This window comes from Paralteromonas sediminis (assembly GCF_003820355.1).
GTDB lineage: Bacteria > Pseudomonadota > Gammaproteobacteria > Enterobacterales > Alteromonadaceae > Alteromonas_F > Alteromonas_F sediminis.
In genome coordinates, this window is record NZ_RPOK01000005.1 from 180429 (window position 1) to 201368 (window position 20940).

Here is a 20940-nt window from a genome sequence, read left to right on the forward strand (position 1 = left end):
GAAAAACTCTTTACTACATTTAAAGAAGATACCACCTAGGGTCTTCTTATGGAGCAAGTCAAAAACCCAGTAACACGAAGCGTCATCATTGGTGTAATCGCAGCGAGTGCTGCGATTCACTTTTTGGCGCTTTACCTGGGAAAGGAACATCTTCACGATTGGCGCTGGGAAAACGTTCCCGTACACAGTGGACTTGAGATAGCCGGCTCATTTATTGCCTTTTATGTTGCCTACCTTTTAACTGCCCTTGAACAAAAAGGAGAAGGCACCCGATTTAATCTGCCTATTGCAGGTGCCATGGTGGGCATGGGCGTGATAGATGGCATGCATTCTTTAGTGCACCCAGGAGCCTTATTTGTGTGGTTGCATTCAACAGCTACCTTTGTAGGCGGTATACTGTTTTGCTTGCTCTTAATGCCTAAACGATGGACCAGTTGGATAGGCCCTCATTGGCCGCTTCAAGTATTTTTTGCATCGCTCGTTTTTTCTGTGCTGTCCATTGTATTTGCCTCTGAACTCCCCACCATGGCAAATGAACAGGGCTTCACCAATGTCGCCGTATTTTTGAATGTTACGGGCGGTATTTTTTTATTAATTGCTGCTATTAAACTTTTGTTAACCTTTTTACGCTACAGACAAACCGACGACCTGCTATTTGTTCTGCATTGCGCCATGTTTGGCTTTGCTGCCATTATGTTTGAGCAATCTCGGTTGTGGGATATCACTTGGTGGGGCTGGCACATATTGCGATTTTTAGCCTATGCCGTGGCTTTGTGGTTTGCTATATCAAGTGATTCGATTGCTCAGTTGAGAACACACAATGCGAAAATAAGCTTGGACAAACAAGTCAAACAAAAACAGGGGGAATTAGAGTCAAGTAAAAAAGAATTCGATATATCAGAGCAGAAGCGCAATGCCTTGTTATCTTGTCTAACGGATGCAGTCATTGTTATTGATGATAAGGGGCTAATCGCTCTGTTTACACCGGCCGCTGAATCCCTCTTTAATTATAAAGCTAACGAGCTTATCGGAAAGCCCATCGAGTTATTGATGCCATCTGACATTGCTAGCAAACATCCCACCTACTTAAAAGAATACAAAGACAAAGGCAAAGGCAAAGCTAAAATTATTGGCCAAAGAAGGCAGCTATTGGGCTGCAAGGCGAGCGGAGAAACCTTTCCAATCGAGCTTACCATTAATACCTATCGCGAAAATCAGCAGCTGTTTTTTGTTGGACTGATTCGCGACATTACAATGCGAATAAAACAAGAAGAGCAAATAAAGCTTGCAATGTACGAAGCGCAACGGGCCAATGAAGCTAAGAGCGATTTTTTAGCCAATATGAGTCATGAAATCCGTACCCCCATGAATGGGATTTACGGCACGCTACAGTTACTCGGCTCTGAAGTGTTAAGTGAAACAGGGCGAGACTATCTCGATAAAGCCCGCTACTCGTGTAAAAACTTACTCACTATTATCAATGACATCTTAGATTACTCAAAGATTGAAGCCAATAAATTAGAAATCGAATACATTACAATGAGTATCTCTAAAGTCGTGGAAGCAATATCATCGGACATGCTTCCAGTCGCCAAACAAAAAGGGATCGCGCTGAATGTGAAAGTTGATTTACAGCATGACCTGTGGATTGGCGACCCCGTTAGGATAGGACAAATCCTGTTAAATTTAACATCCAATGCTATTAAATTTACCGAACAGGGCGTTGTGAGCATCATCATCACTGAGCTCGACAATGGTGCGGGTTTATCTATTGAGGTTACCGATACTGGCATTGGCATGGATAAATCAGCCCTAGAACGCCTCTTTTCTCGCTTTGAACAAGCCGACAACACAACTACAAGAGAGTACGGCGGCACAGGTTTAGGCATGGCGATCACACAATCGCTGGTGTCACTGATGGGAGGAAGCGTAAACGCGTCCAGTCGTGAAGGACAAGGAACGCAAATAGCTATTTGCCTACCGCTTAAGCGTTCGGAAGAGATAAACCCACAGGAAGATGACGGTAAATCTGCATTAGAGCATTTAGACTTGGCCGATAAACGTATCCTAATTGCCGAGGACAATGACATTAATCAAATGGTCATCAGTGCCATGCTTGAACTCACTGGTGCCCAACTGCTAATCGCTAATAATGGGGTAGAAGCCGTAACCAAATGTGACACATTCAAACCAGACTTAATTCTGATGGACATACAGATGCCCAAAATGGACGGCGTAGAAGCTTGCCAACGCATTTTACAAAAATACTCTCATCTACCTATTGTTGCACTGACGGCAAATGTGATGACGGAGGATATTACCCATTATAAAAATTCAGGCTTTACTGATCATTTAGGCAAACCCATAGAAATGCATAAACTGGCCTCCGTGTTAAAGCGTTGTATAGGCTGAATCGGTTTACACTACCTGCCCTGCCGCCCAGCCACTGCTCCAGGCCCATTGAAAGTTGTAGCCCCCCAACCAGCCGGTAACGTCTACCACCTCGCCAATAAAGTACAGTCCGTTTACGTCTTTTGCCATCATAGTTTTAGAAGACAGCTGCCCAGTACTTACCCCACCAAGCGTCACTTCCGCTGTTCTATAGCCCTCAGTACCATTGGGTTTGAGTTGCCACTCGTTCAACGAGTCTGCAATACAAGCAAGCTCGTTTGAAGTGTATTGTTTAACAGGCTTATTTTCCCACTGGTTAATTTGCATTAATGCACTGGTCAGTCTCTTTGGAAAAAACTCGCTTAAACAAGTAGATAATAAAGACTCTCTATTCTTGATTCGCCATTCGGCGACAAGTGAATGTGCGTCACTGTCAGGGATTAGGTTTATTTGAAGAGTATTGCCCGGCTCCCAAAAAGAGGATATCTGCAAGATGGATGGACCGCTAAGACCTCTGTGGGTAAACAGCATTTGTTCGCGAAAACCTGTGTCATTGCAGCTCGCATAAACATCTACCGACACACCGCTAATTTCAGCTAACACGGCTTTGTCGTGGTCGTGCAGTGTAAAGGGCACTAGGGCAGCTCGAGTCGGCTCAATAGACAAGCCAAACTGAGTGGCAAGCTGATAGCCAAACGGCGTCGCACCCAACTTAGGCATACTCAATCCGCCACTGGCAATAACCAGAGATTCACAATGGTACAAGCCTTTTGATGTCTCAACGTGGTAGCCTGTACCGCTTTTTTCAACGCGTAAAATCTCTGTGCGCGTTGTGACCACAACATTTGACTGCTCACACTCAGCCAACAGCATAGCGACGATATCTTTGGCTGAATTATCACAAAAGAGCTGTCCGAGCGTTTTTTCGTGGTAAGGAATGCCGTATTTTTCCACGAGTGCAATGAAATCCCACTGGGTATATCGACTCAGCGCTGATTTACAAAAATGTGGGTTTTGACTCAAGAAATTTGCTGGGCTGGCATACATATTCGTGAAGTTGCAACGACCACCGCCAGATATGAGGATTTTTCTGCCAACTTTTTTTGCATTGTCGAGTACTTCGACACGTCGCCCGCGTTTACCCGCCTCAGCCGCACAAAAAAGGCCAGCTGCGCCAGCACCTATAACAATTACATCACGCTCTATCACGCTCATCTTATTTTTTTGAGTTGGAATTTCAAAACAGAGTATACAGGGATTGCAGCGCTCAGGACGAGCGCTGCGAAAAAAAGGTTTATAGACTCGTTAGCAAGGTTTCGGCATCACTGACTTCAAATTTGCCGGGCGCTTCAACATTCAAATGCGTTACAACGCCATTATCGACTACCATGGAATAACGTTGAGAACGCACACCACCAAAACCCGCCGTATCCATATCCAATCCGATAGCTTTAGAAAAGCTGCCGTCACCGTCAGCCAACATATCAATGGCTTCGGCATTAGAGGCCTTACCCCATGCATCCATCACAAACGCATCATTTACAGAAACGCAGATAATACTGTCGATCCCCTTAGCCTTTATCTTATCAGCCAGAGCTACATATCCCGGCAAGTGAGCCGCCGAACAGGTAGGGGTAAACGCACCTGGAACTGCAAACACAGCAACACGTTTGCCAGCAAATAAATCCTGAGTGGTGGGATTGGTCATTTCACCATTGGCCAACACGCTAAATGTGGCGTCAGGTAGTGCACTGCCTACTTTAATCATTCTTTTCTCCTGTTTGATGGTTTATGTACACATCAAATCTGTGTTTTTTCATAGTAACGCTCATAGTGGGTGTATGCGCATTGAGCACAGCGGCACTGTTGGGCCGCTTTACTACCACCCGCTTCTTAGCCAATGCCAAGGCTGGCATTAGCAGAGAATCTGCATCTTCGTCGTGCCCCAGTAGTTGCTGAAAAAGCTGCATTTCTTTTTTAACCAGCGCTGACTTTTTTCGATGTGGAAACATAGGGTCTAAATACACAGCATCTGGCGCTTGATTCGCCCCCTGTTGTTCACGCCATGTCAGCATGGTAGTTACGCTGTTACCATGGATCAGGGTCATTTTTTCTGCCAACTCAGGTTGCCGCGACTTGAGCTGAATCAGGCCATCTTCCAATAGTGCTGCCACCACAGGAGACCGTTCCACCATAACCACAACGCAACCAAAATGGGCGAGCACAGAGGCGTCTCTACCGAGCCCGGGTGTAGCATCTAACACGGTCCATGGTTGCCCTTTATTTCCAATAGCCTTTACGATGGATTCTGACTTAGCCGTGCTTTTTTGTAGGCGATAATGAAGTTCTGGACTTGTGAACTCTGCTTTAACTGGAGACTGCTTTTTCTCACCCGCATTCATTAACCCCAGTCCATTTGCATCACAAACCAGCACTAGCCCTTGATTTGGATAGTTTTTCAGAACATCAAAACAATACCGCTGACTGAGATCGTTGGCATATTGCTGCTGCTCAGATGAACAGTCCTGCGCGATGAAAAGACCTGTAAAGTTATTCATCAATTAAGCCTGCCCATATTGTGCCTTAACACCAATCCAACGCTGTATAGCCGCTTCGGCCTTTTCCGGATAGTCAGTGAACAGTGTCTGCGCCACAGATTGTGCGAGTGGAATAAGGTGCTGATCCCGGCTTAAATCAGCGATTCGCAATTCCGCCAGACCAGTTTGCCGTGTTCCCATTAATTCTCCGGGACCTCGGATCTCAAGATCCTGCTGCGCGATAAAAAAACCGTCGTTTGAGTCGCGTAAAACACCCAATCTCTTCGTGGCGGTTTTAGATAATGGACTCTGATACATCAACACACAGTGACTTTCTATCGCCCCTCGGCCTACACGACCTCGCAACTGATGGAGCTGGGCAAGTCCTAAACGCTCCGGATTTTCTATGATCATTAAGCTGGCGTTGGGCACATCAACACCCACCTCAATCACAGTAGTAGCCACTAGCAAGTCTAAATCTCCACGCTTAAATTCATCCATGATCGCCTGTTTTTCTGCGGGTTTCAGACGCCCGTGAACCAAGCCAATTCGACAATCTGGTAACGCTGTTCTAAGCACTGTGGCGGTATCTTCCGCTGCCTGACACTGCAAGAATTCTGATTCTTCTATGAGTGTGCACACCCAATAAGCCTGCCTACCTTGCCCTTTGCAGGCTTGACGCACACGTTCGACAATTTCTGATCGCCTTGAATCAGGCAACACAACGGTTTTTACTGGTGTCCGGCCTGGAGGTAGCTCATCGATTATCGACGTTTCAAGGTCAGCATACGCCGTCATGGCCAGGGTACGAGGTATCGGTGTTGCGGTCATAATAAGTTGGTGAGGGAAACGTCCTTGCTGCTCGCCTTTTTCCCTTAAAGCGAGTCGTTGATGCACCCCAAATCGATGTTGTTCATCCACGATAACTAGTGCTAGATTTTGATAGCTGACCTGTTCCTGAAAAATAGCATGGGTGCCCACCAGCATGGTTATTTCACCCGCCTGTAATTTTTCTAAAACCTGCTTTCGCGCGCTACCTTTGAGTTTGCCAGCCAACCAACCCACCTCAATACCGAGTGGTTCAAACCAAGCCCGAAAGTTATTAGCATGCTGCTCGGCCAACAGTTCTGTAGGTGCCATCAGAGCTACTTGATACCCAGCTTCAATGGTAGAAAGCGCGGCTATAGCCGCTACCAGTGTTTTGCCTGAGCCCACGTCGCCCTGTACCAACCTCATCATAGGAAACGGTTTGGTTAAATCCTGACGGATTTCTTCATTAACCCGTTGTTGAGCGCCAGTAGGTGAAAACGGTAACCCGCGAAGAAAGTCTGCCGTCAACTTACCCGTACCGGTCAACGGAAAGCCTGCTTGTTGTTGACTCATTTGTCGTACCTTGAGCATGCTTAAATGTTGTGCTGCCAATTCCTCAATGATCAGCCGTTGTTGTGCGGGGTGCTGCCCCTGCTCTAACTGTATCACGTCGCTGTCAGGCGGTGGACGATGCACGGTTTTTATTGCCTCATGAAGCGCCATTTGTCCCTGATAAATGCCATCAGGTAGCAAATCAGTCAGGGTTGAGTTAGCAAGACGAGTAAGCGCCTCTTCAGTTAATGCACGCAACGTGCCTTGCCTAATGCCTTCTGTTGTTGGATACACAGGCGTTAACGTGTCTTCGACTGGGCTGTTGGAATCCTCTAACAAAGTAAACTCAGGGTGCATCATTTCTAATCCGACTTTACCCAGCTTTATTTCACCAAAGCATCGTAAGGTATTACCTGGCGTCATAGCTTCCCGCTGTAACTTGCCAAAATGAAAGAAGCGCACTGTGATCTGGTCCGCCGCGTCTTGGAGTTTCACTACCAACATACGCTTTTTACCGTATTGTATGTTTGCGTTAACCACTTCGCCTTGAATGGTGACATGCATGCCCGCCCGACAATCCCGCAACGGGTAAACCCGTGTGCGATCTTCATAACGCAATGGCAGGTGAAACAATAGGTCCTGAATAGTAAACAAGTTCAACTTGGCCAAGCGCTCAGCGACCTTACTGCCAACACCTTTTAGTTGTGTGATAGAAGCGGTTTTAAGAACCGTTAATCCGGCTTGTTGCAATGCGTTGTAACTGTGAAAAAAGACATGATGCGCAAGTTATATCAAACCTGCGCACAATTGCGAGTGTTACTTGAGGGCAGTTGCCGCGGCGAGAATCAGTTGCTCAGACGGTCGGGCTTTAAAATCGGGATTAACGTAGCTAAAGCGCACAACACCCATAGTATCAATGATAAATATGGAGGGTGCGGGTAAGACAGACGCACCGCTCTCGTCTTTAGTCAGACTGATACCAAAACCGGTGTATTTCTGAACCGTCTCGTCATCTACTTTAAATCCGACGCCAAAACCTTTAATAGCAGACAAAGCGCTATCTGAAATTAATGTTACGGCAAACTCAGTCTGGAGTTTCTGCTCTTGCAGTTTCGCCGGTGACTCTGGCGATACCGCGAGGACCTGATAGCCTAACTCAACCAATTGAGACTCTATATTCTTTAACCCTGCAAGTTGACGGCTGCAGTATGGACACCAGCCACCCCGATAAAACAACACAATTGACGGTTTTTGCATAGCCAACCCGCGCAAACTCACTGGGCTACCGTCAGCCAAAGCTACGGTAACGTTTGGTATAGACTGCCCATCGAGCAGAGGCGTAACAGCATCAGCAGATTGGGCGAGCTGGGTTCGATCCAGCGCCCATGAGGTTGCAGTAAACAAACTCAAAGAAAGTAAAAAGTAAGATAGATAGCGAGTTTTCATTAAAGGCTCCATTTGCGAATTGTCGGATAAGACCTGGAAAATGGAGACTTTATTTCATGTTTTATGCTTTTCTGACTGCTTCCCACCACGCATCGTCTGCATCAATCTGCCCTTCTTCATCAATACGTGGGTAATAGAGATGTTTTTGTCGGCATAAATGCGCCAGGCGAGGATACCCACCCTCAAACAGGATTCGCTGTCTTTCCTGCTCTTCCAATACAGGGGTGTCGTACATGCCCGCCAACTGCCTTTGCCTTTGCGCTTCATATAATACCAGTGCGGCCGCCACTGATACGTTCAGCGACTGCACCATGCCAACCATGGGAATGACGATGTCCTGATCGGCACAGGCTATGGCTTCTTCCGTAGCGCCATATTTTTCCTGACCAAGTAAAATCGCCGTAGGCTTGGTGTAATCAATGTCTCTAAAATCAACCGCGTTGTCAGATAGATGTGTAACCAGTACTTGCATATTTTGCTGCTTAAAGCTGCTAACTGCCGCTTCAATCGTGTCGTGCTGGGCGCAATTTACCCATTGGTCACTGCCCATGGCTGTGCCGCCGCGCAGGCGGTATTTGTCTTCCCAAACAGCGTGGATGTAATGCACACCCACCGCATCACAAGTACGCACTACTGCAGACATATTGTGGGGTTTATGGACGTTTTCAAGGCACACCGTCAGGTCAACCTGACGTTTGTCCAGCATCGAAACAATGCGCTTGTTGCGCTCAGGAGACATCATTTACTCAGGTAGCTCCATCACACCGTCTATTTCAACCTGTGAGCCTTTTGGCAGTTCACTTACACCAATCGCTGCACGTGCCGGATAGGGCTGAGTAAAGTAGGTTGCCATAATCTCGTTCACAGTGGCAAAGTGCGACAAATCTAATAAGTAGATATTCACTTTAACCAGGTCATTCATAGAGCCACCCGCGGCCTCACAGACTGCCTTTAAATTTTCAAATACCTGGTGAGTTTGCTTAGCGAAGTCCTCACTAACTAACGACATGGTGTCGGCAACAAGTGGAATTTGACCTGAAAGATAAACAGTTGTGCCAGCTTTAACTGCCTGGCTGTAAGTACCAATCGCTGCAGGAGCACGATCAGTGTGAATAATCGATTTTGCCATGAATGATCTCCAATTGAACTTGGCTTGAATTAGTGTTGTCGCGATTTGCTGTGGCGGGATACCCGTTGCACTTCTGGCATGGTGCGAATCTTCCGCATGATATTGGCCAGATGAACGCGATTGTGCGTGGTGAGCTCTATGTCGATAAAATAGATATTGCTTTCTTTTTCTTCTGTTTGCAGACTCACTATGTTTGAGTCTGTACCCGCAATGGTATTAGTAAGAGTGGCCAGTGTGCCTTGATGATTAATAAGCTCAATGCGTACAGAAGCTTTAAATTCACCTTGCGGTGATGCATCCCACTGCATTGGCAACACCCTGTGCGGCTCTTCTTTAGCCAGCTTGCGAATATTACTGCAACCAATTTGGTGTATGGCCATGCCACGACCAGGACTGAGAACGGACACAATTTCATCATCTGGAATCGGATGACAACAGCGCGAGTACGTGACCAATAAGCCTTCGGTCCCTCGAATTGCAACATTGCCTTTGCGCTCAGTAAGCTCTGTGGCCTCTCCGAGTAATCTTCGGGCAATAATCGCACTGAGCTCGTTACCCAAACCAATATCGGTCAGAAGGTCTTCGAAACTTTCGTGTTTGGTTTCTTTAACCACTCGCAACTTTTCAGATTCAGGGATTTCATCAAGCTTTGCTGTACCCAGTGCATGCCGCAGTAACCGATTGCCAAGGTTTATGGCTTCTTCTGACTGCTGTTTTTTCAGGTATTGGCGAATATTTGTTCGTGCACGCGCTGTGACCACAAAGTTTAGCCAGTTCGCATTGGGCTTAGCTCTGGGCGAAGTAATGATTTCTACAGTCTGGCCGTTATCCAGTGGCTGACTTAAACTAAAGTTTCTACGCTCCACCCTTACTCCGACACAGGTGTTGCCAACGTCACTGTGTACAGCATAGGCAAAGTCGACAGCCGTCGCGCCCATGGGAAGCTCGATAATACGGCCATCGGGCGTGAAAACATATATTTCATCAGGGAATAAATCGGTTTTCACACTTTCGATAAATTCAAAAGACGAGCTGGCGCTTTGTTGTAACTCCAGCAGAGACTGCATCCACTTTCTGGCTCTAAGCTGAGCGGTAGTATCTGTCTCGGTTTGCTCTTTGTATAGCCAATGCGCAGCAACCCCCTTGTCTGCCATTTGATCCATAGCAGCGGTGCGTATTTGCACCTCTACAGGTATACCATGAGGACCAATTAATGAGGTATGCAATGATTGGTAGCCGTTAGTTCTGGGAATGGCAATATAGTCTTTAAACCGGTTCTCAATGGGTTTGTATAGGCCGTGCATGGCACCCAATGAGCGATAGCAGCTGTCGATAGATTCAACAATAATTCGAAACGCGTAGATATCCATTACCTGGTCAAATGACAACTCTTTATTGCGCATCTTGCGGTAAATGGAATACAGATGTTTTTCCCGACCGGTTACGTCTGCTTCTATACCCACCTCTTCAAGACGGCTAACCAGTTCGCCCATGATGTTATCAATAATTTCTTTGCGGTTACCCCGTGCTTGTTTGACAGCAGACTTTAGCGCGCGGTATCGCATAGGGTACATGGCCTGAAAACCCAAGTCTTCAAGTTCATTTTTAATGTCATGTATACCCAACCTATGCGCTAAGGGTGCATAGATTTCCAATGTTTCTAGGGCGATACGTCTGCGTTTATCAGGTCTCAAAGCCCCTAATGTGCGCATGTTGTGCGTGCGATCGGCCAGTTTTATCAGGATAACGCGAATATCCTGAACCATGGCCATCATCATTTTTCTGAAGTTTTCTGCCTGCGCTTCTTGTTTGGAAGAAAACGCAATTTTGTCCAGTTTACTGACACCCTCCACTAACTCAGCAACAGTGTCACCAAAGGCCTCGGCCAAATCATTCTGCTCATAGTGAGTATCTTCAATGACATCGTGCAGCAAGGCGGCCATGAGCGTTTCATAGTCCATATGCATGTCGGCCAAAATACTTGCCACCGCCACAGGATGAGTAATGTAAGGGTCGCCAGAGGAACGCATTTGTCCGTCGTGGGCATCTTTTGCCAAAACATAAGCTTCCTGCACCAATGCAACCTTAGCGTCAGGTAGATAGGCAGAGATTTTTTGTTTTAGTCCTTCAAAGAGATACACAGTGTCTTAACGTTATGGTTTATATAACAATAGAATACGAGGATATGAGAGACAAAGCCAACGGATAATGCATGCGGCATTGAATAATGCCGCAATAGAGGGTGTAGCGTTATTCTGACAATATATTTGCCACAGACACAAAGCTTGCCTGCTCTTGCTGCTGTTGATCGCGAATTTCTTCTTGTTCAATAGAATCAGCCGTTACCAAACCCTGCTCAATTTCACGAAGTGCAGTCACAGTTGGCTTATCGTTGCCCATATCCACTTTAGGGTCTTTTCCTTCGGTCGCCAATTGACGAGCGCGACGGGCTGCCACTAGGACTAGATCGAAACGGTTACCTACTTTATCAACGGCATCTTCAACGGTTACACGTGCCATATTTTCTCCGGCTTTGAACTACTAACAACAAAATAGCGGCGTAGTATAAGGGATCTTGACCACGCTCACCAGCATTATGACGATTTTTTATCCAACAAATCTGCGATAAGGCCAGCATGCCTGTGCTGTTGATTGCGCTGCTCACATCGCGCAGCATTTACGATGGCATATAACTGTTCTAACGTGTCGTCAAAATTATCATTGATCAACACAAAATCCGCTTCATCATAGTGTGACATTTCATCTACTGCTTTTTGCATACGGGTCTCAATCACCTCGTCTGAGTCTTGCCCACGACCTTTTAGTCGTTCATGCAATACGGCAGTTGAAGGGGGCAATATAAATATGCCCCTGGCTTCGGGCAATTGCTGCTTGACCTGACGGGCTCCTTGCCAGTCAATATCCAGAAACACATCAATGCCTTTCGATAAGGTATCTTCAATGGTGACCCTTGATGTGCCATAGTAGTTACCAAACACTTCTGCCCACTCAAAAAAGGCCTTAGCGTCAATAAGCGACTCGAATTTTTCCCGATCAACAAAATGATAGTGCTGACCATCAACTTCGCCTGGGCGAGGCGCGCGAGTAGTGTGAGACACTGATACCTGCATGGGGCAACTGTCAGATTGATACTTTTCCAGTAACGCTTTGATAAGGCTAGATTTACCTGCACCAGAGGGCGCTGACAATATAAAAAGGTTGCCAAGTAAATGAGACATAGTGAATGATTTCTTTTGTATAGCTGATTATCTCTGACTTCGATGATAGCATAATGCCTTCAATTAGGAGCATTAATACCGTTATGACAGCGAACCCTCTTGAATTTGTTGAGATAAACCCAGAACAGTCCCCTGTAGCAACCGTTATCTGGCTGCATGGACTAGGCGATTCCGGCCATGGCTTTGCCCCTATCGTACCTGAGCTTAAGCTACCTGAATCTCTGCCTATCAGGTTTGTCTTTCCTCATGCACCAGAACGTTCTGTAACTATCAATGCAGGCATGCGCATGCGGGCCTGGTATGACATAGTGACAATGGACTTCAATCACCGTGCAGACAGAGCCGGCGTAGAAGAGTCGGCCGGCGCTGTCTATCAGTTATTATCTGCAGAAATAGCGAAAGGCATCCCACCAGAGAAAATCATTCTTGCAGGCTTTTCACAGGGCGGCGTGATCGCCCTTCACATGGCAGCCAGAATAAAGGAAAAACTGGCTGGTATCATGGCGCTGTCGACCTATATGTGTGAACCCGACTCCCTGCGTGAAGAAGCGACAGACACTAACAAGTCAACGCCCATTTTAATGGCCCATGGCCAGCACGATGACGTGGTGCCCGTATTTTTGGGAAATGCCGCTTGCAAGACACTGCAAGAAAATGGCTTTAATGTCGACTGGCACGTTTACCCTATGCAGCACAACGTGTGCTTTGAGGAGCTTCAGCAAATCAGGCAGTTTATTATTGACGTTTTAACGCCACAAGAGAGTGCGGAGTAATGACAATAAACGTAATTCGCATCGCAACAAGAAAAAGCGCATTAGCATTGTGGCAAGCAGAATATGTGAAATCGGCAATAGAACAGGCCCATCCGCACATTGCCGTAGAGCTTATACCTATGAGCACTCAGGGCGACAAAATCCTCGATACTCCTCTTGCTAAAATTGGCGGTAAAGGACTCTTTATCAAGGAATTGGAGGTGGCTATGCAAGAAGACCGCGCAGATATCGCCGTGCATTCAATGAAAGACGTGCCCGTGCAATTCCCGGAAGGGTTTGGTTTATACGCCATTTGCGAACGCGAGAACCCTTTTGACGCGTTTGTATCTTCGCGCTTTGCTTCATTGGATGACCTACCAGAGGGTGCTATTGTTGGCACGTCAAGTTTGCGCCGTCAGTGCCAAATAAAACACAAGCGCCCCGATTTAGACATCAGGGATTTGCGCGGCAATGTTAACACTCGACTCGCCAAGCTCGACAATGGCGATTACGATGCGATTATACTGGCGGCAGCCGGTTTAATTCGGTTGGGCATGGCTGAGCGCATTACCCAGCAGCTCGATGACACTTTAAGTTTACCTGCTGTGGGGCAAGGTGCAGTAGGCATAGAGTGCCGCGACGACGCACACGAATTGCAAGCAGTGCTGGCTACGCTAAACCATGCGCCTACGGCTAAATGCGTGTTAACAGAACGTGCAATGAATGCGAAGTTAGAGGGCGGTTGTCAGGTTCCTATCGCCAGCTTTGCCCAGCTTGACGGCAACGCGATTACTCTCAGGGGTCGAGTAGGCACGCCAGATGGGAAAACGTTGCTCAAGGCACACGCCAGCGGCGAGGACCCCATTGCAGTAGGCGATGACGTTGCGACACAGTTACTGTCTCTGGGCGCAGGCGATATACTCTCTTCGCTTCATCAATAATTGGGTGGATAGCTATGTGGGTGATTGTCAGGCCCAAGCCGAAAATGGCTGGCTCTGTGTCCTTTTTTAAGGCTCACGGTATTGAGGTAGCTGGCTTCGCCCCCATTGATATCGTCGACGCAACAGGCGCGCTTGCTGAACTAGAAACAACACTATCGAATACCCAAAAGCCGATTACACTTATTGTAACCAGCACAGAAGCCGCTGTGCGACTGCAACAAACCAAGTTGGGTGAAACGTCACTGTGTATGTGTATTGGGAGCGCAACAGAAAAACTTATGAAAGAGACCGGCTTGACATGCAAAACGCCTGAGATTCAAACATCTGAGGGTTTGCTTTCAATGCCGGAATTGCAACACGTGACAGGACAGCACTTTGCACTTGTGAAAGGACAAGGCGGGCGCGCTTTAATCAAACAAACGCTACAAAAAAGAGGTGCCATAGTACACGAGTTTGACATCTATCAACGACAGTTGCTCAATCCCGGTATATGCTCACAACCGATAGACTGGCATCAGGCACAAGGTATTTTTGTCACCAGCCAAGCTTTACTCGATGCCACCATAGATGAAATTGGCCTCCACACTTTGAAAAACAAGATGTGGGTAGGCGTGAGCCAACGTATTTGTGAGTACGGACGCAGTATGGGAATACAAGATTTTTATTCTAGCGATGGCGCAACAGACGCGCATCTATTAGGATGGATGCAAAGCAAAGGAGAGGTCGGACATGACAGAACCTGAATTATTACCCGCCCAATCTGACGCGGCGCCTAACAACCCTGTTCACGCTAAGCCACGTTCACGTGCATTACTGTGGACAATACTTGCCGTAAACCTATTAGCGGTGGGCGTAGTTGCCTTTGCAGGTTACTGGTTCTGGGCATCACACTATCAAGCTTTGGTGCAAAAAGTGGAAACGCAACAAGTTGCTAATGTGACTGTCGAAGCACTCAAAGATAGCCAGGCCATGCTTAGCGCTGAGCAACAAACCCTGTTGCAGTCACAACAGACAGCAGATAACGCGGTAGCTAATGTACAAAGCACGCTCCAACAACAGGCTCAAAGTATTGCTCAGTTACAAGCACAAATTGCGGCACTGGACAACGCGAGTACTGCGCAATGGTTAGTGGCTGAGGCGGAGTACCTGACGCGTATGGCAGGTAGAAAGTTATGGTTGGAAGGTGATCATCGAACGGCCATTTTATTGCTTCAGCAAGCTGATAAGCGCATTGCAGAAACAGCCAATCCGGCATTGTTTCCTGTGCGCAATAGCATTGCCGCTGATATTCAGCGATTGGAGCAAATTAACCCGGTTTCAACAACGTCCATTGCCTTGTCGTTATCAGGGCTAATTTCTACAGTAGACAATTTGCCACTTAATACTCTGCAGTTACCTGAATCGACCTTACCCGACGCCGAAGGTGTATCTGAAGATATCTCTGAGTGGCGACAAAATTTGGCGAAGGTATGGCATGCCTTTAAAGAAGGCTGGATTAAGGTGACGCCGCGACATGCACCTGTTGAGCCTATCATGTCGTCTGCACAAATGTTTTTAGCTAAAGAACGGGTTAAGCTCAGTCTTATGCAGGCTCAATCAGCGGCATTGAAACATCAAGTCACCCTGTATCAGCAATCTTTGCAACAGGCAGTGGCGGCTTTGGTTGAGCATTTTGATATGGAGGCTCACCAGGTCACGCAGTTTTTATCAGCTCTGGCTAATCTGCAATCCAATAACGTGGAAAAAGCCTTGCCAGAAGCATTGAACTCGCAACAGGCATTGGAAAGTGCATTAAAACGCATGGCAAACTCGCGTCAGGGAAGTCAGGCCTTATGAGATATCTAGGGCGGGTTCTTTTTATTCTTGCGCTGCTACTGGCAGCAGTCTTATTAGCGCCCATAATAGTAGATGACAAGGGCTATGTATTGATTGCCATGGGTAACTGGACACTAGAATCAACGGTGTTTGCTTCGGTGTTTATGTTGATAGTGGCGTTTATGGTGGCCTATTTGGCATTTAAAGTGCTTTTTGTGGGCACGCGGTCAGCGGGGAAAGTTCGTAACTGGCTAGGCGGCCGCTCAGGGCGGGCTAAAGAAGCAGCGTTTTTTAATGGTCTGTATGCTTTAACGTTGGGCAATGAAGACGCGGCCAAACAAGCATTTAAAAAAGTAAAAGACACCGGCTATCACGGTTTTCACCAAGTAGCCTTAGGCCAATTGGCCTTGCAGGCTAATGACCCTGACAAAGCCAACTACTGGTTCGAACAGGCAAAACACAGCGGTGATAAACGGTGTATCAGAACAACTGCCGTTCTTATGGCCCGATTTCACTTGCAAAACAATGAACCCGAAAAGGCACTGTTATGCATAGATGCGTACACTGACGATAAAGAAGCCGATGTACTAAAAATTCGTGCGGCGGCACTGGCCAAAACTCAGCAGTGGGATACTCTTAGTCAACAATTGCCCAAATGGAAAAAACCCTTGGGAGCAGAGTTTGAGCAGGTTACTACTGACATAGCGGCGGTGCAGTTTAGTGAAATAGCCAGTAAACAAGGTGCAAATCAGCTTAAGTTGCACTGGGAACAGTTACCCAGACATGAAAAGAAAAACCCCGCTTACCAGGAAGCGTTTTTTGCTCAACTTATCAGCCAGGGCATGCACGAAGTTGCACAACAATATTTAGTGTCATGGTATAAAGGCCGTGATTTACCTTCGTCACTACTTAAGGTTGTGCGAAAACTACGACTGCCAAACCCCGCTCCTACGGTTGGATTGCTGGAGTCTGCGATAAAACGCTCACCTGAAGACCCCAGCCTTTATGCAACCTTGGGGCATGTCGCCTATTATTGCAATGACATGGCGCTCAGTGAACGTGCACTGGCGAAAGCCATTACACTTAATGAAACCAAAGAAGATCTTATGTTATTGGCTGACATCTATGAACAGAAGCAGGCCTATAATGAAGCGATGCAAGCCATGCGTAGGGTGGCAAACCTGACACAGTGACATAATGGAAACGGTCGAGAGTACTACTACACAGCAAAACCTGGCCATACGCCTTTTGCGCGTGCTTCGTTACAACAAAGCGCGTATAGAGCGCTGTGTCAGCTTGTTGCCCGATCAACATAAGCCGCTTTTTCACGTTATTCCGTTTCTTTTGCATGTGAATGAGTCCAGCCTGCCTGGCTATGTTGAATCAAAGGACGTTCCGTACGGCCTACACAACTTTACACTTAGGCCTGACATTGTTACTTCTTTGGGGCAATTGTTCCCCCATCATGGTGACATCCCGGAATTCGTCAAGCGAATATGGCCCAAAAAACGGTGTATCGAGTCCGTGTTGTTAATGGGCAGTGTCGGTACCATTGCACAAGAACATGGGTCAGATTTTGATTACTGGTTATGCATCGACAGCGCCTGGTTTAGTGAAAGAGAACTGAATTTACTGCAACAAAAAGCAACCAAGATTGAACAATGGGCCATGAATAGTTTTGGCCTAGAAGTGCACTTTTTCATATCAGATATAAAAAGTGTAAGAAATAACGATTTTGGCATCGCCGACGGAGAAAGTGCTGGGTCAGCGCAAGCGGTGGTGTTAAAAGCCGAGTTTTATTCCACCAACATTGTTGTGGCCGGTAAAGCGCCATTTTGGTGGTTAACGGCAGACAATGCTTCTGATGAAGAATACGAAGCAACCTATCACCAACTTAAGCAAGGTGTGTCTCCTGACCCCAGTTGGGTGATGGATTTGGGTAATCTGCATAAAATGGATCCCAACGAACTTTTTGGGGCTGCGATTTGGCAATTAAGCAAAGCCATGGACTCGCCGTTTAAATCTGTGTTGAAAATGGCGAAGTTGGAAGTGTTTTTGGAAAACCTCGGTACCCAACAGCCTCTGTGCAACATTTTAAAAAAACGCGTTCACCATACCGATGAGAGTGCAAAGCGCATAGAGCCTGTCGACCCATATGCCCTTATGTTTGACCACTTAATTGAGCACTATGAGCAAGTAGGCAATGACAGTATTGTCGACCTGCTGCAGGAGTGTTTCTACATTAAATGTCAAAGCCGGTTGAGTGATCCCGTTGACCTGCGCAGCGCGAATTTTAAACACAGGATCATGTCAGCCTATGTCATGCGATGGGGCTGGTCAGAAGAAAAAATCACGCGGCTTGACAATATAGATACTTGGACCTTTTCCGAACAGGTGGCACTGAGCAGACGCATCCATAGCTTTTTAATAAAATGCTACAGACGCATGTCGGAGAAGTTTAAGCGACATCGACAGTCTGTGAGTAAAGAAGACATGACAGTGCTAGGCAGACGGCTCAGTACGTTTTACGCCAAATCTGCCCACAAAATAGATTTCTTACGCAGCAGTTTTGGCAATGAGTTGTATTGTTCCACCGTCACCATAAAAACCATCCGAAGCAAAGCAGGACGTCAGTGGTTATTGTATTCGGGCGAACACCTTACTACCCCCAAACAAGAGGCCAAGGCGTACCTCATTCGTTCTGATAATTCTACCGTGCCCCTAATTGCCTGGGCGGTTATCAACAAGATTATCGATCGCGAAACAAACATTTTGCTCGATTATGAGGCCGATCCCGTAACAGAGGTTGATCTTAAACAGCTTACTCTTTGCATCTCTACCTTATTCCCGCCGCTAAAGGTAAATGCCATCCCTAGAGAGCAATTGCTTAAAAAGCGCAAAATTGAAGCCTGTCTTGCTGTTGCAAACTATGAATCGTCGAGACTGAAAGCTGAGGTTGATGAGATTGCCATTGTCTATTCCACCAGTTGGGGAGAACGTTTTGTGGAATACGGGCAGGCAGCCCTAAAACGGCTTACCTCAGAAATGGTCGACCAAGACGTGATGCCACAACGTTACCTAGTGGTGCCAGAATACACCCACAAAAAACGTCTCATTGACCACTTTTTAGAAAAAACTGACCTTCCGTTTGAATTAATGTGATCGCTGAAGCCAGCGGTCTAACGCATTGGCAAACAATTGTTTGTCATTATTATTCAGTGCAGGTGGTCCACCCGTTTGAACACCAGAGCTTCGCATCGTGTCCATGAAATCGCGAATATTGAGCCTAGATCTGATGTTATTTTTGGTTAACTCTTCACCTCGCGGAGAGATAACCGACGCCCCTTTCGTCAGTACTTCATCGGCAAGTGGAATATCGCTGGTGATAACTAAATCACCACTGACCACGCGTTGAACAATCTCGTCGTCTGCTACATCAAAACCCTTGCTGACCTGCAATGTGGTTATCCATCTGATTGGAGGCACCCTAATGGCATGATTCGCCACTAGGATGAGCGGTACTTTAGTCCGCGTAGAGGCCTTAAATAAGACCTCTTTAATCATATTTGGGCAGGCATCAGCGTCTACCCAAATAGTCTTCGTTTGCGACTCTGTCACTTATTGCGGATCCACAATGTTGTCGTGCACATCATTGATAATGGCATCAAGCATAACATTTGGCTGCTTAATCGATAAGCCAGATTCACCGTTAGTAAGCTGAGCCTGCTGTGCGGAAGACGATTTGCCCACACGGACGGCAGGACATTCACCCGAGACCATGTGTCCAAGCGCTGCTGACAACATGGCTTCTGAGGGGTCGCCTAGCGGCTTGGTCAAGTCATCCTCAACAACACAACCCGGAAGCTGGTCTTGGAAGTTTGGATTTGGGTCTTCAAATGCCGAAAAGCCTTCTTGGAAGTCACCAAAGCCTTTGTCATTCTGACCCTGAACCTGGATAGTAAAATAGGTGATACCGCAGTTGTCCTCAGGTACAAAGCCAAAAGGTTTGCCGCACGTAGTGCCACCAATTTGAACCACCTCGACATCAATCCCTCTCAAGCCATTAATCAGAGATTCACTCGCGGAGCAGGTACTGTCTGTTGTCAGTACATAGACGCGCGTTAGCGACGGGCTCGGAAGCTCAGTATTGAGTAGGAAACCTTGCTCATAGTCGATTTCCCGACTGTAGAAAGGCGTTTCATTACCTTGAAGCTTTCCGTTGGTAACATTGCGCTCAAACAACAGACCGTTGGTCTGTACCGGGCCCGCCACCATATACGCAAGCTGCGAAGACAAGGCTACGCGACCGCCACCGTTGTAGCGCAAATCAATAACAAGGTCGGTAATGTTTTCATCAACAAAGCTGTTAAATGCTGCGATTAACCCTTCCTGCGCTTTGGGAATAAAGGTATTAAACTGGAAATACCCCACTTTGCCTTGGGCAGTATCAAGTACTTGGGTGTTTTGTACTGGGCTTATAACCACTTCACCAGATGTGATTTCATACGTGGTTCTCTCACCCTCAGGATTTTCCAGTACAAAGGTATAAGTCTCACCGTCTTGTGAAGGAAACAGAGCCGCATTGATAAGGTCAATATCCGCTTGGCTGTTTGAATTTACAAAGTCAGCGCCATTAACTTCAACCACACTTTCACCACGGCTAATTCCAGCAACATCTGCTGGAGAACCCGGTTCGGTGTAGCGAACCGTCAGTACTCGAGGAGGAGTAGTACGAATAAACTCCCAAGCAATACCATAGCCAGAACTCACGCCGCCTTGCGTTCTTTCAAGATATTCAGCGGTATCCTGATAGAAGTGGAAATTATCTTTTGGTTTGCCTGAAGCCGTCAGTTCTGTCGTTTTCAACTGATCAAAGTACGGCAGCACTTCAAAGTCATTAGGATCGTTGTCAGGTACCTCGTCAAACCATAAATATGTGTCATAAGTAAATGAGCGAAGCCACATTTTTTCCTCTAACTCACTGCCTTCGACATCCGGATAAGGCTGGTTTGTGAAAGGGTTGGTCCCCGTGCGAGGTGTAGCACAGCGATCTTTAAATTCGGTTTGCGCAGCAAACTCACCTTGGACCCAGGTAGGCTGAGGATCCGGATCAGGTGGCGGCGGCGGAGGAGGCGTTGGTGTTGGTGGCGTCGGCGTGGACGCGCTGCCTCCGCCGCCTCCACCACATCCCGCTAAACCCAGCACGAGCAGTGCCGGAGCTAAAGCTAATAAACCTTTTTGTCTTCCTGTCATCGTTGTTTTCCTTTTGTAAAAATCACAAATGTGCTTTGCATGCACATGACAAATTGGCGAAACGCTTGCATTAAA

Annotated in this window: 19 protein-coding genes; 7 read left to right on the forward strand and 12 right to left on the reverse strand. The window is 47.0% G+C overall.

What is annotated here, in order from left to right; translation table 11 throughout:
- The first annotated feature begins 48 nt into the window (after nucleotides 1–48).
- Nucleotides 49–2412 carry an ATP-binding protein gene (locus DRW07_RS15795; protein WP_124028916.1) on the forward strand — a complete coding sequence of 788 codons (2364 nt, stop codon included), beginning with the start codon at nucleotides 49–51 and terminating at the stop codon, nucleotides 2410–2412.
- A gap of 6 nt (nucleotides 2413–2418) precedes the next feature.
- On the opposite strand, the gene DRW07_RS15800 is transcribed toward DRW07_RS15795, so the two are convergent.
- The 10 genes from DRW07_RS15800 to gmk form a co-directional block, all read right to left on the reverse strand.
- A complete protein-coding gene (locus DRW07_RS15800; protein WP_377923176.1) occupies nucleotides 2419–3606 on the reverse strand; it encodes a BaiN/RdsA family NAD(P)/FAD-dependent oxidoreductase in 1188 nt (395 codons plus the stop codon).
- A 79-nt stretch (nucleotides 3607–3685) separates the two neighbouring features.
- A complete protein-coding gene (locus DRW07_RS15805; RefSeq protein WP_124028918.1) occupies nucleotides 3686–4159 on the reverse strand; it encodes a peroxiredoxin in 474 nt (157 codons plus the stop codon).
- A complete protein-coding gene (locus tag DRW07_RS15810; protein WP_124028919.1) occupies nucleotides 4152–4949 on the reverse strand; it encodes a class I SAM-dependent methyltransferase in 798 nt (265 codons plus the stop codon). The genes DRW07_RS15805 and DRW07_RS15810 overlap by 8 nt, the downstream gene beginning before the upstream one ends.
- A gap of 3 nt (nucleotides 4950–4952) precedes the next feature.
- Entirely contained in the window at nucleotides 4953–7040 is a 2088-nt protein-coding gene (gene recG, locus DRW07_RS15815) for an ATP-dependent DNA helicase RecG (protein WP_124028920.1), read from the reverse strand.
- A gap of 66 nt (nucleotides 7041–7106) precedes the next feature.
- Nucleotides 7107–7736 (reverse strand): peroxiredoxin-like family protein, encoded by a 630-nt coding sequence (locus tag DRW07_RS15820; RefSeq protein ID WP_124028921.1) that lies wholly within the window; start codon nucleotides 7734–7736, stop codon nucleotides 7107–7109.
- Nucleotides 7737–7797: 61 nt separating this feature from the next.
- Nucleotides 7798–8475, reverse strand: a complete 678-nt coding sequence (gene trmH / locus DRW07_RS15825) for a tRNA (guanosine(18)-2'-O)-methyltransferase TrmH (RefSeq protein ID WP_124029021.1) — start codon at nucleotides 8473–8475, stop codon at nucleotides 7798–7800.
- Between the two features lie 3 nt (nucleotides 8476–8478).
- Nucleotides 8479–8865 carry a RidA family protein gene (locus DRW07_RS15830; RefSeq protein ID WP_124028922.1) on the reverse strand — a complete coding sequence of 129 codons (387 nt, stop codon included), beginning with the start codon at nucleotides 8863–8865 and terminating at the stop codon, nucleotides 8479–8481.
- 29 nt (nucleotides 8866–8894) lie between these two features.
- The gene (gene spoT, locus DRW07_RS15835) at nucleotides 8895–11006 is read right to left on the reverse strand and encodes a bifunctional GTP diphosphokinase/guanosine-3',5'-bis pyrophosphate 3'-pyrophosphohydrolase (RefSeq protein WP_124028923.1); all 2112 of its coding nucleotides are present in this window, start codon (nucleotides 11004–11006) and stop codon (nucleotides 8895–8897) included.
- A 109-nt stretch (nucleotides 11007–11115) separates the two neighbouring features.
- A complete protein-coding gene (rpoZ, locus tag DRW07_RS15840; RefSeq protein ID WP_124028924.1) occupies nucleotides 11116–11385 on the reverse strand; it encodes a DNA-directed RNA polymerase subunit omega in 270 nt (89 codons plus the stop codon).
- A 74-nt stretch (nucleotides 11386–11459) separates the two neighbouring features.
- A complete protein-coding gene (gene gmk / locus DRW07_RS15845) occupies nucleotides 11460–12104 on the reverse strand; it encodes a guanylate kinase (protein WP_124028925.1) in 645 nt (214 codons plus the stop codon).
- 83 nt (nucleotides 12105–12187) lie between these two features.
- On the opposite strand from gmk, the gene DRW07_RS15850 reads away from it, so the two are divergent.
- The 6 genes from DRW07_RS15850 to DRW07_RS15875 are packed head-to-tail and all read left to right on the forward strand — an operon-like array spanning nucleotide 12188 to nucleotide 18774.
- The gene (locus DRW07_RS15850) at nucleotides 12188–12877 is read left to right on the forward strand and encodes an alpha/beta hydrolase (protein ID WP_124028926.1); all 690 of its coding nucleotides are present in this window, start codon (nucleotides 12188–12190) and stop codon (nucleotides 12875–12877) included.
- Nucleotides 12877–13797, forward strand: a complete 921-nt coding sequence (gene hemC / locus DRW07_RS15855) for a hydroxymethylbilane synthase (RefSeq protein ID WP_124028927.1) — start codon at nucleotides 12877–12879, stop codon at nucleotides 13795–13797. Before DRW07_RS15850 ends, hemC begins: the two co-directional genes overlap by 1 nt.
- Nucleotides 13798–13811: 14 nt before the next feature.
- Nucleotides 13812–14540: a uroporphyrinogen-III synthase gene (locus DRW07_RS15860; RefSeq protein ID WP_124028928.1), complete on the forward strand. Its 729-nt coding sequence runs from the start codon at nucleotides 13812–13814 to the stop codon at nucleotides 14538–14540.
- Entirely contained in the window at nucleotides 14527–15633 is a 1107-nt protein-coding gene (locus DRW07_RS15865; protein WP_124028929.1) for a uroporphyrinogen-III C-methyltransferase, read from the forward strand. The genes DRW07_RS15860 and DRW07_RS15865 overlap by 14 nt, the downstream gene beginning before the upstream one ends.
- A complete protein-coding gene (locus tag DRW07_RS15870) occupies nucleotides 15630–16805 on the forward strand; it encodes a heme biosynthesis HemY N-terminal domain-containing protein (protein ID WP_124028930.1) in 1176 nt (391 codons plus the stop codon). Before DRW07_RS15865 ends, DRW07_RS15870 begins: the two co-directional genes overlap by 4 nt.
- Before the next feature lie 4 nt (nucleotides 16806–16809).
- Nucleotides 16810–18774, forward strand: coding sequence for a class I adenylate cyclase (locus tag DRW07_RS15875; RefSeq protein WP_124028931.1), 1965 nt, complete (start codon nucleotides 16810–16812; stop codon nucleotides 18772–18774).
- Here the strand turns inward: DRW07_RS15875 and DRW07_RS15880 are convergent.
- Nucleotides 18766–19230 carry a YaiI/YqxD family protein gene (locus tag DRW07_RS15880; RefSeq protein WP_276310723.1) on the reverse strand — a complete coding sequence of 155 codons (465 nt, stop codon included), beginning with the start codon at nucleotides 19228–19230 and terminating at the stop codon, nucleotides 18766–18768. The two genes, DRW07_RS15875 and DRW07_RS15880, sit on opposite strands and share 9 nt — an antisense overlap.
- Nucleotides 19231–20865 carry a S41 family peptidase gene (locus DRW07_RS15885; protein WP_124028932.1) on the reverse strand — a complete coding sequence of 545 codons (1635 nt, stop codon included), beginning with the start codon at nucleotides 20863–20865 and terminating at the stop codon, nucleotides 19231–19233.
- Nucleotides 20866–20940: the final 75 nt, after the last annotated feature.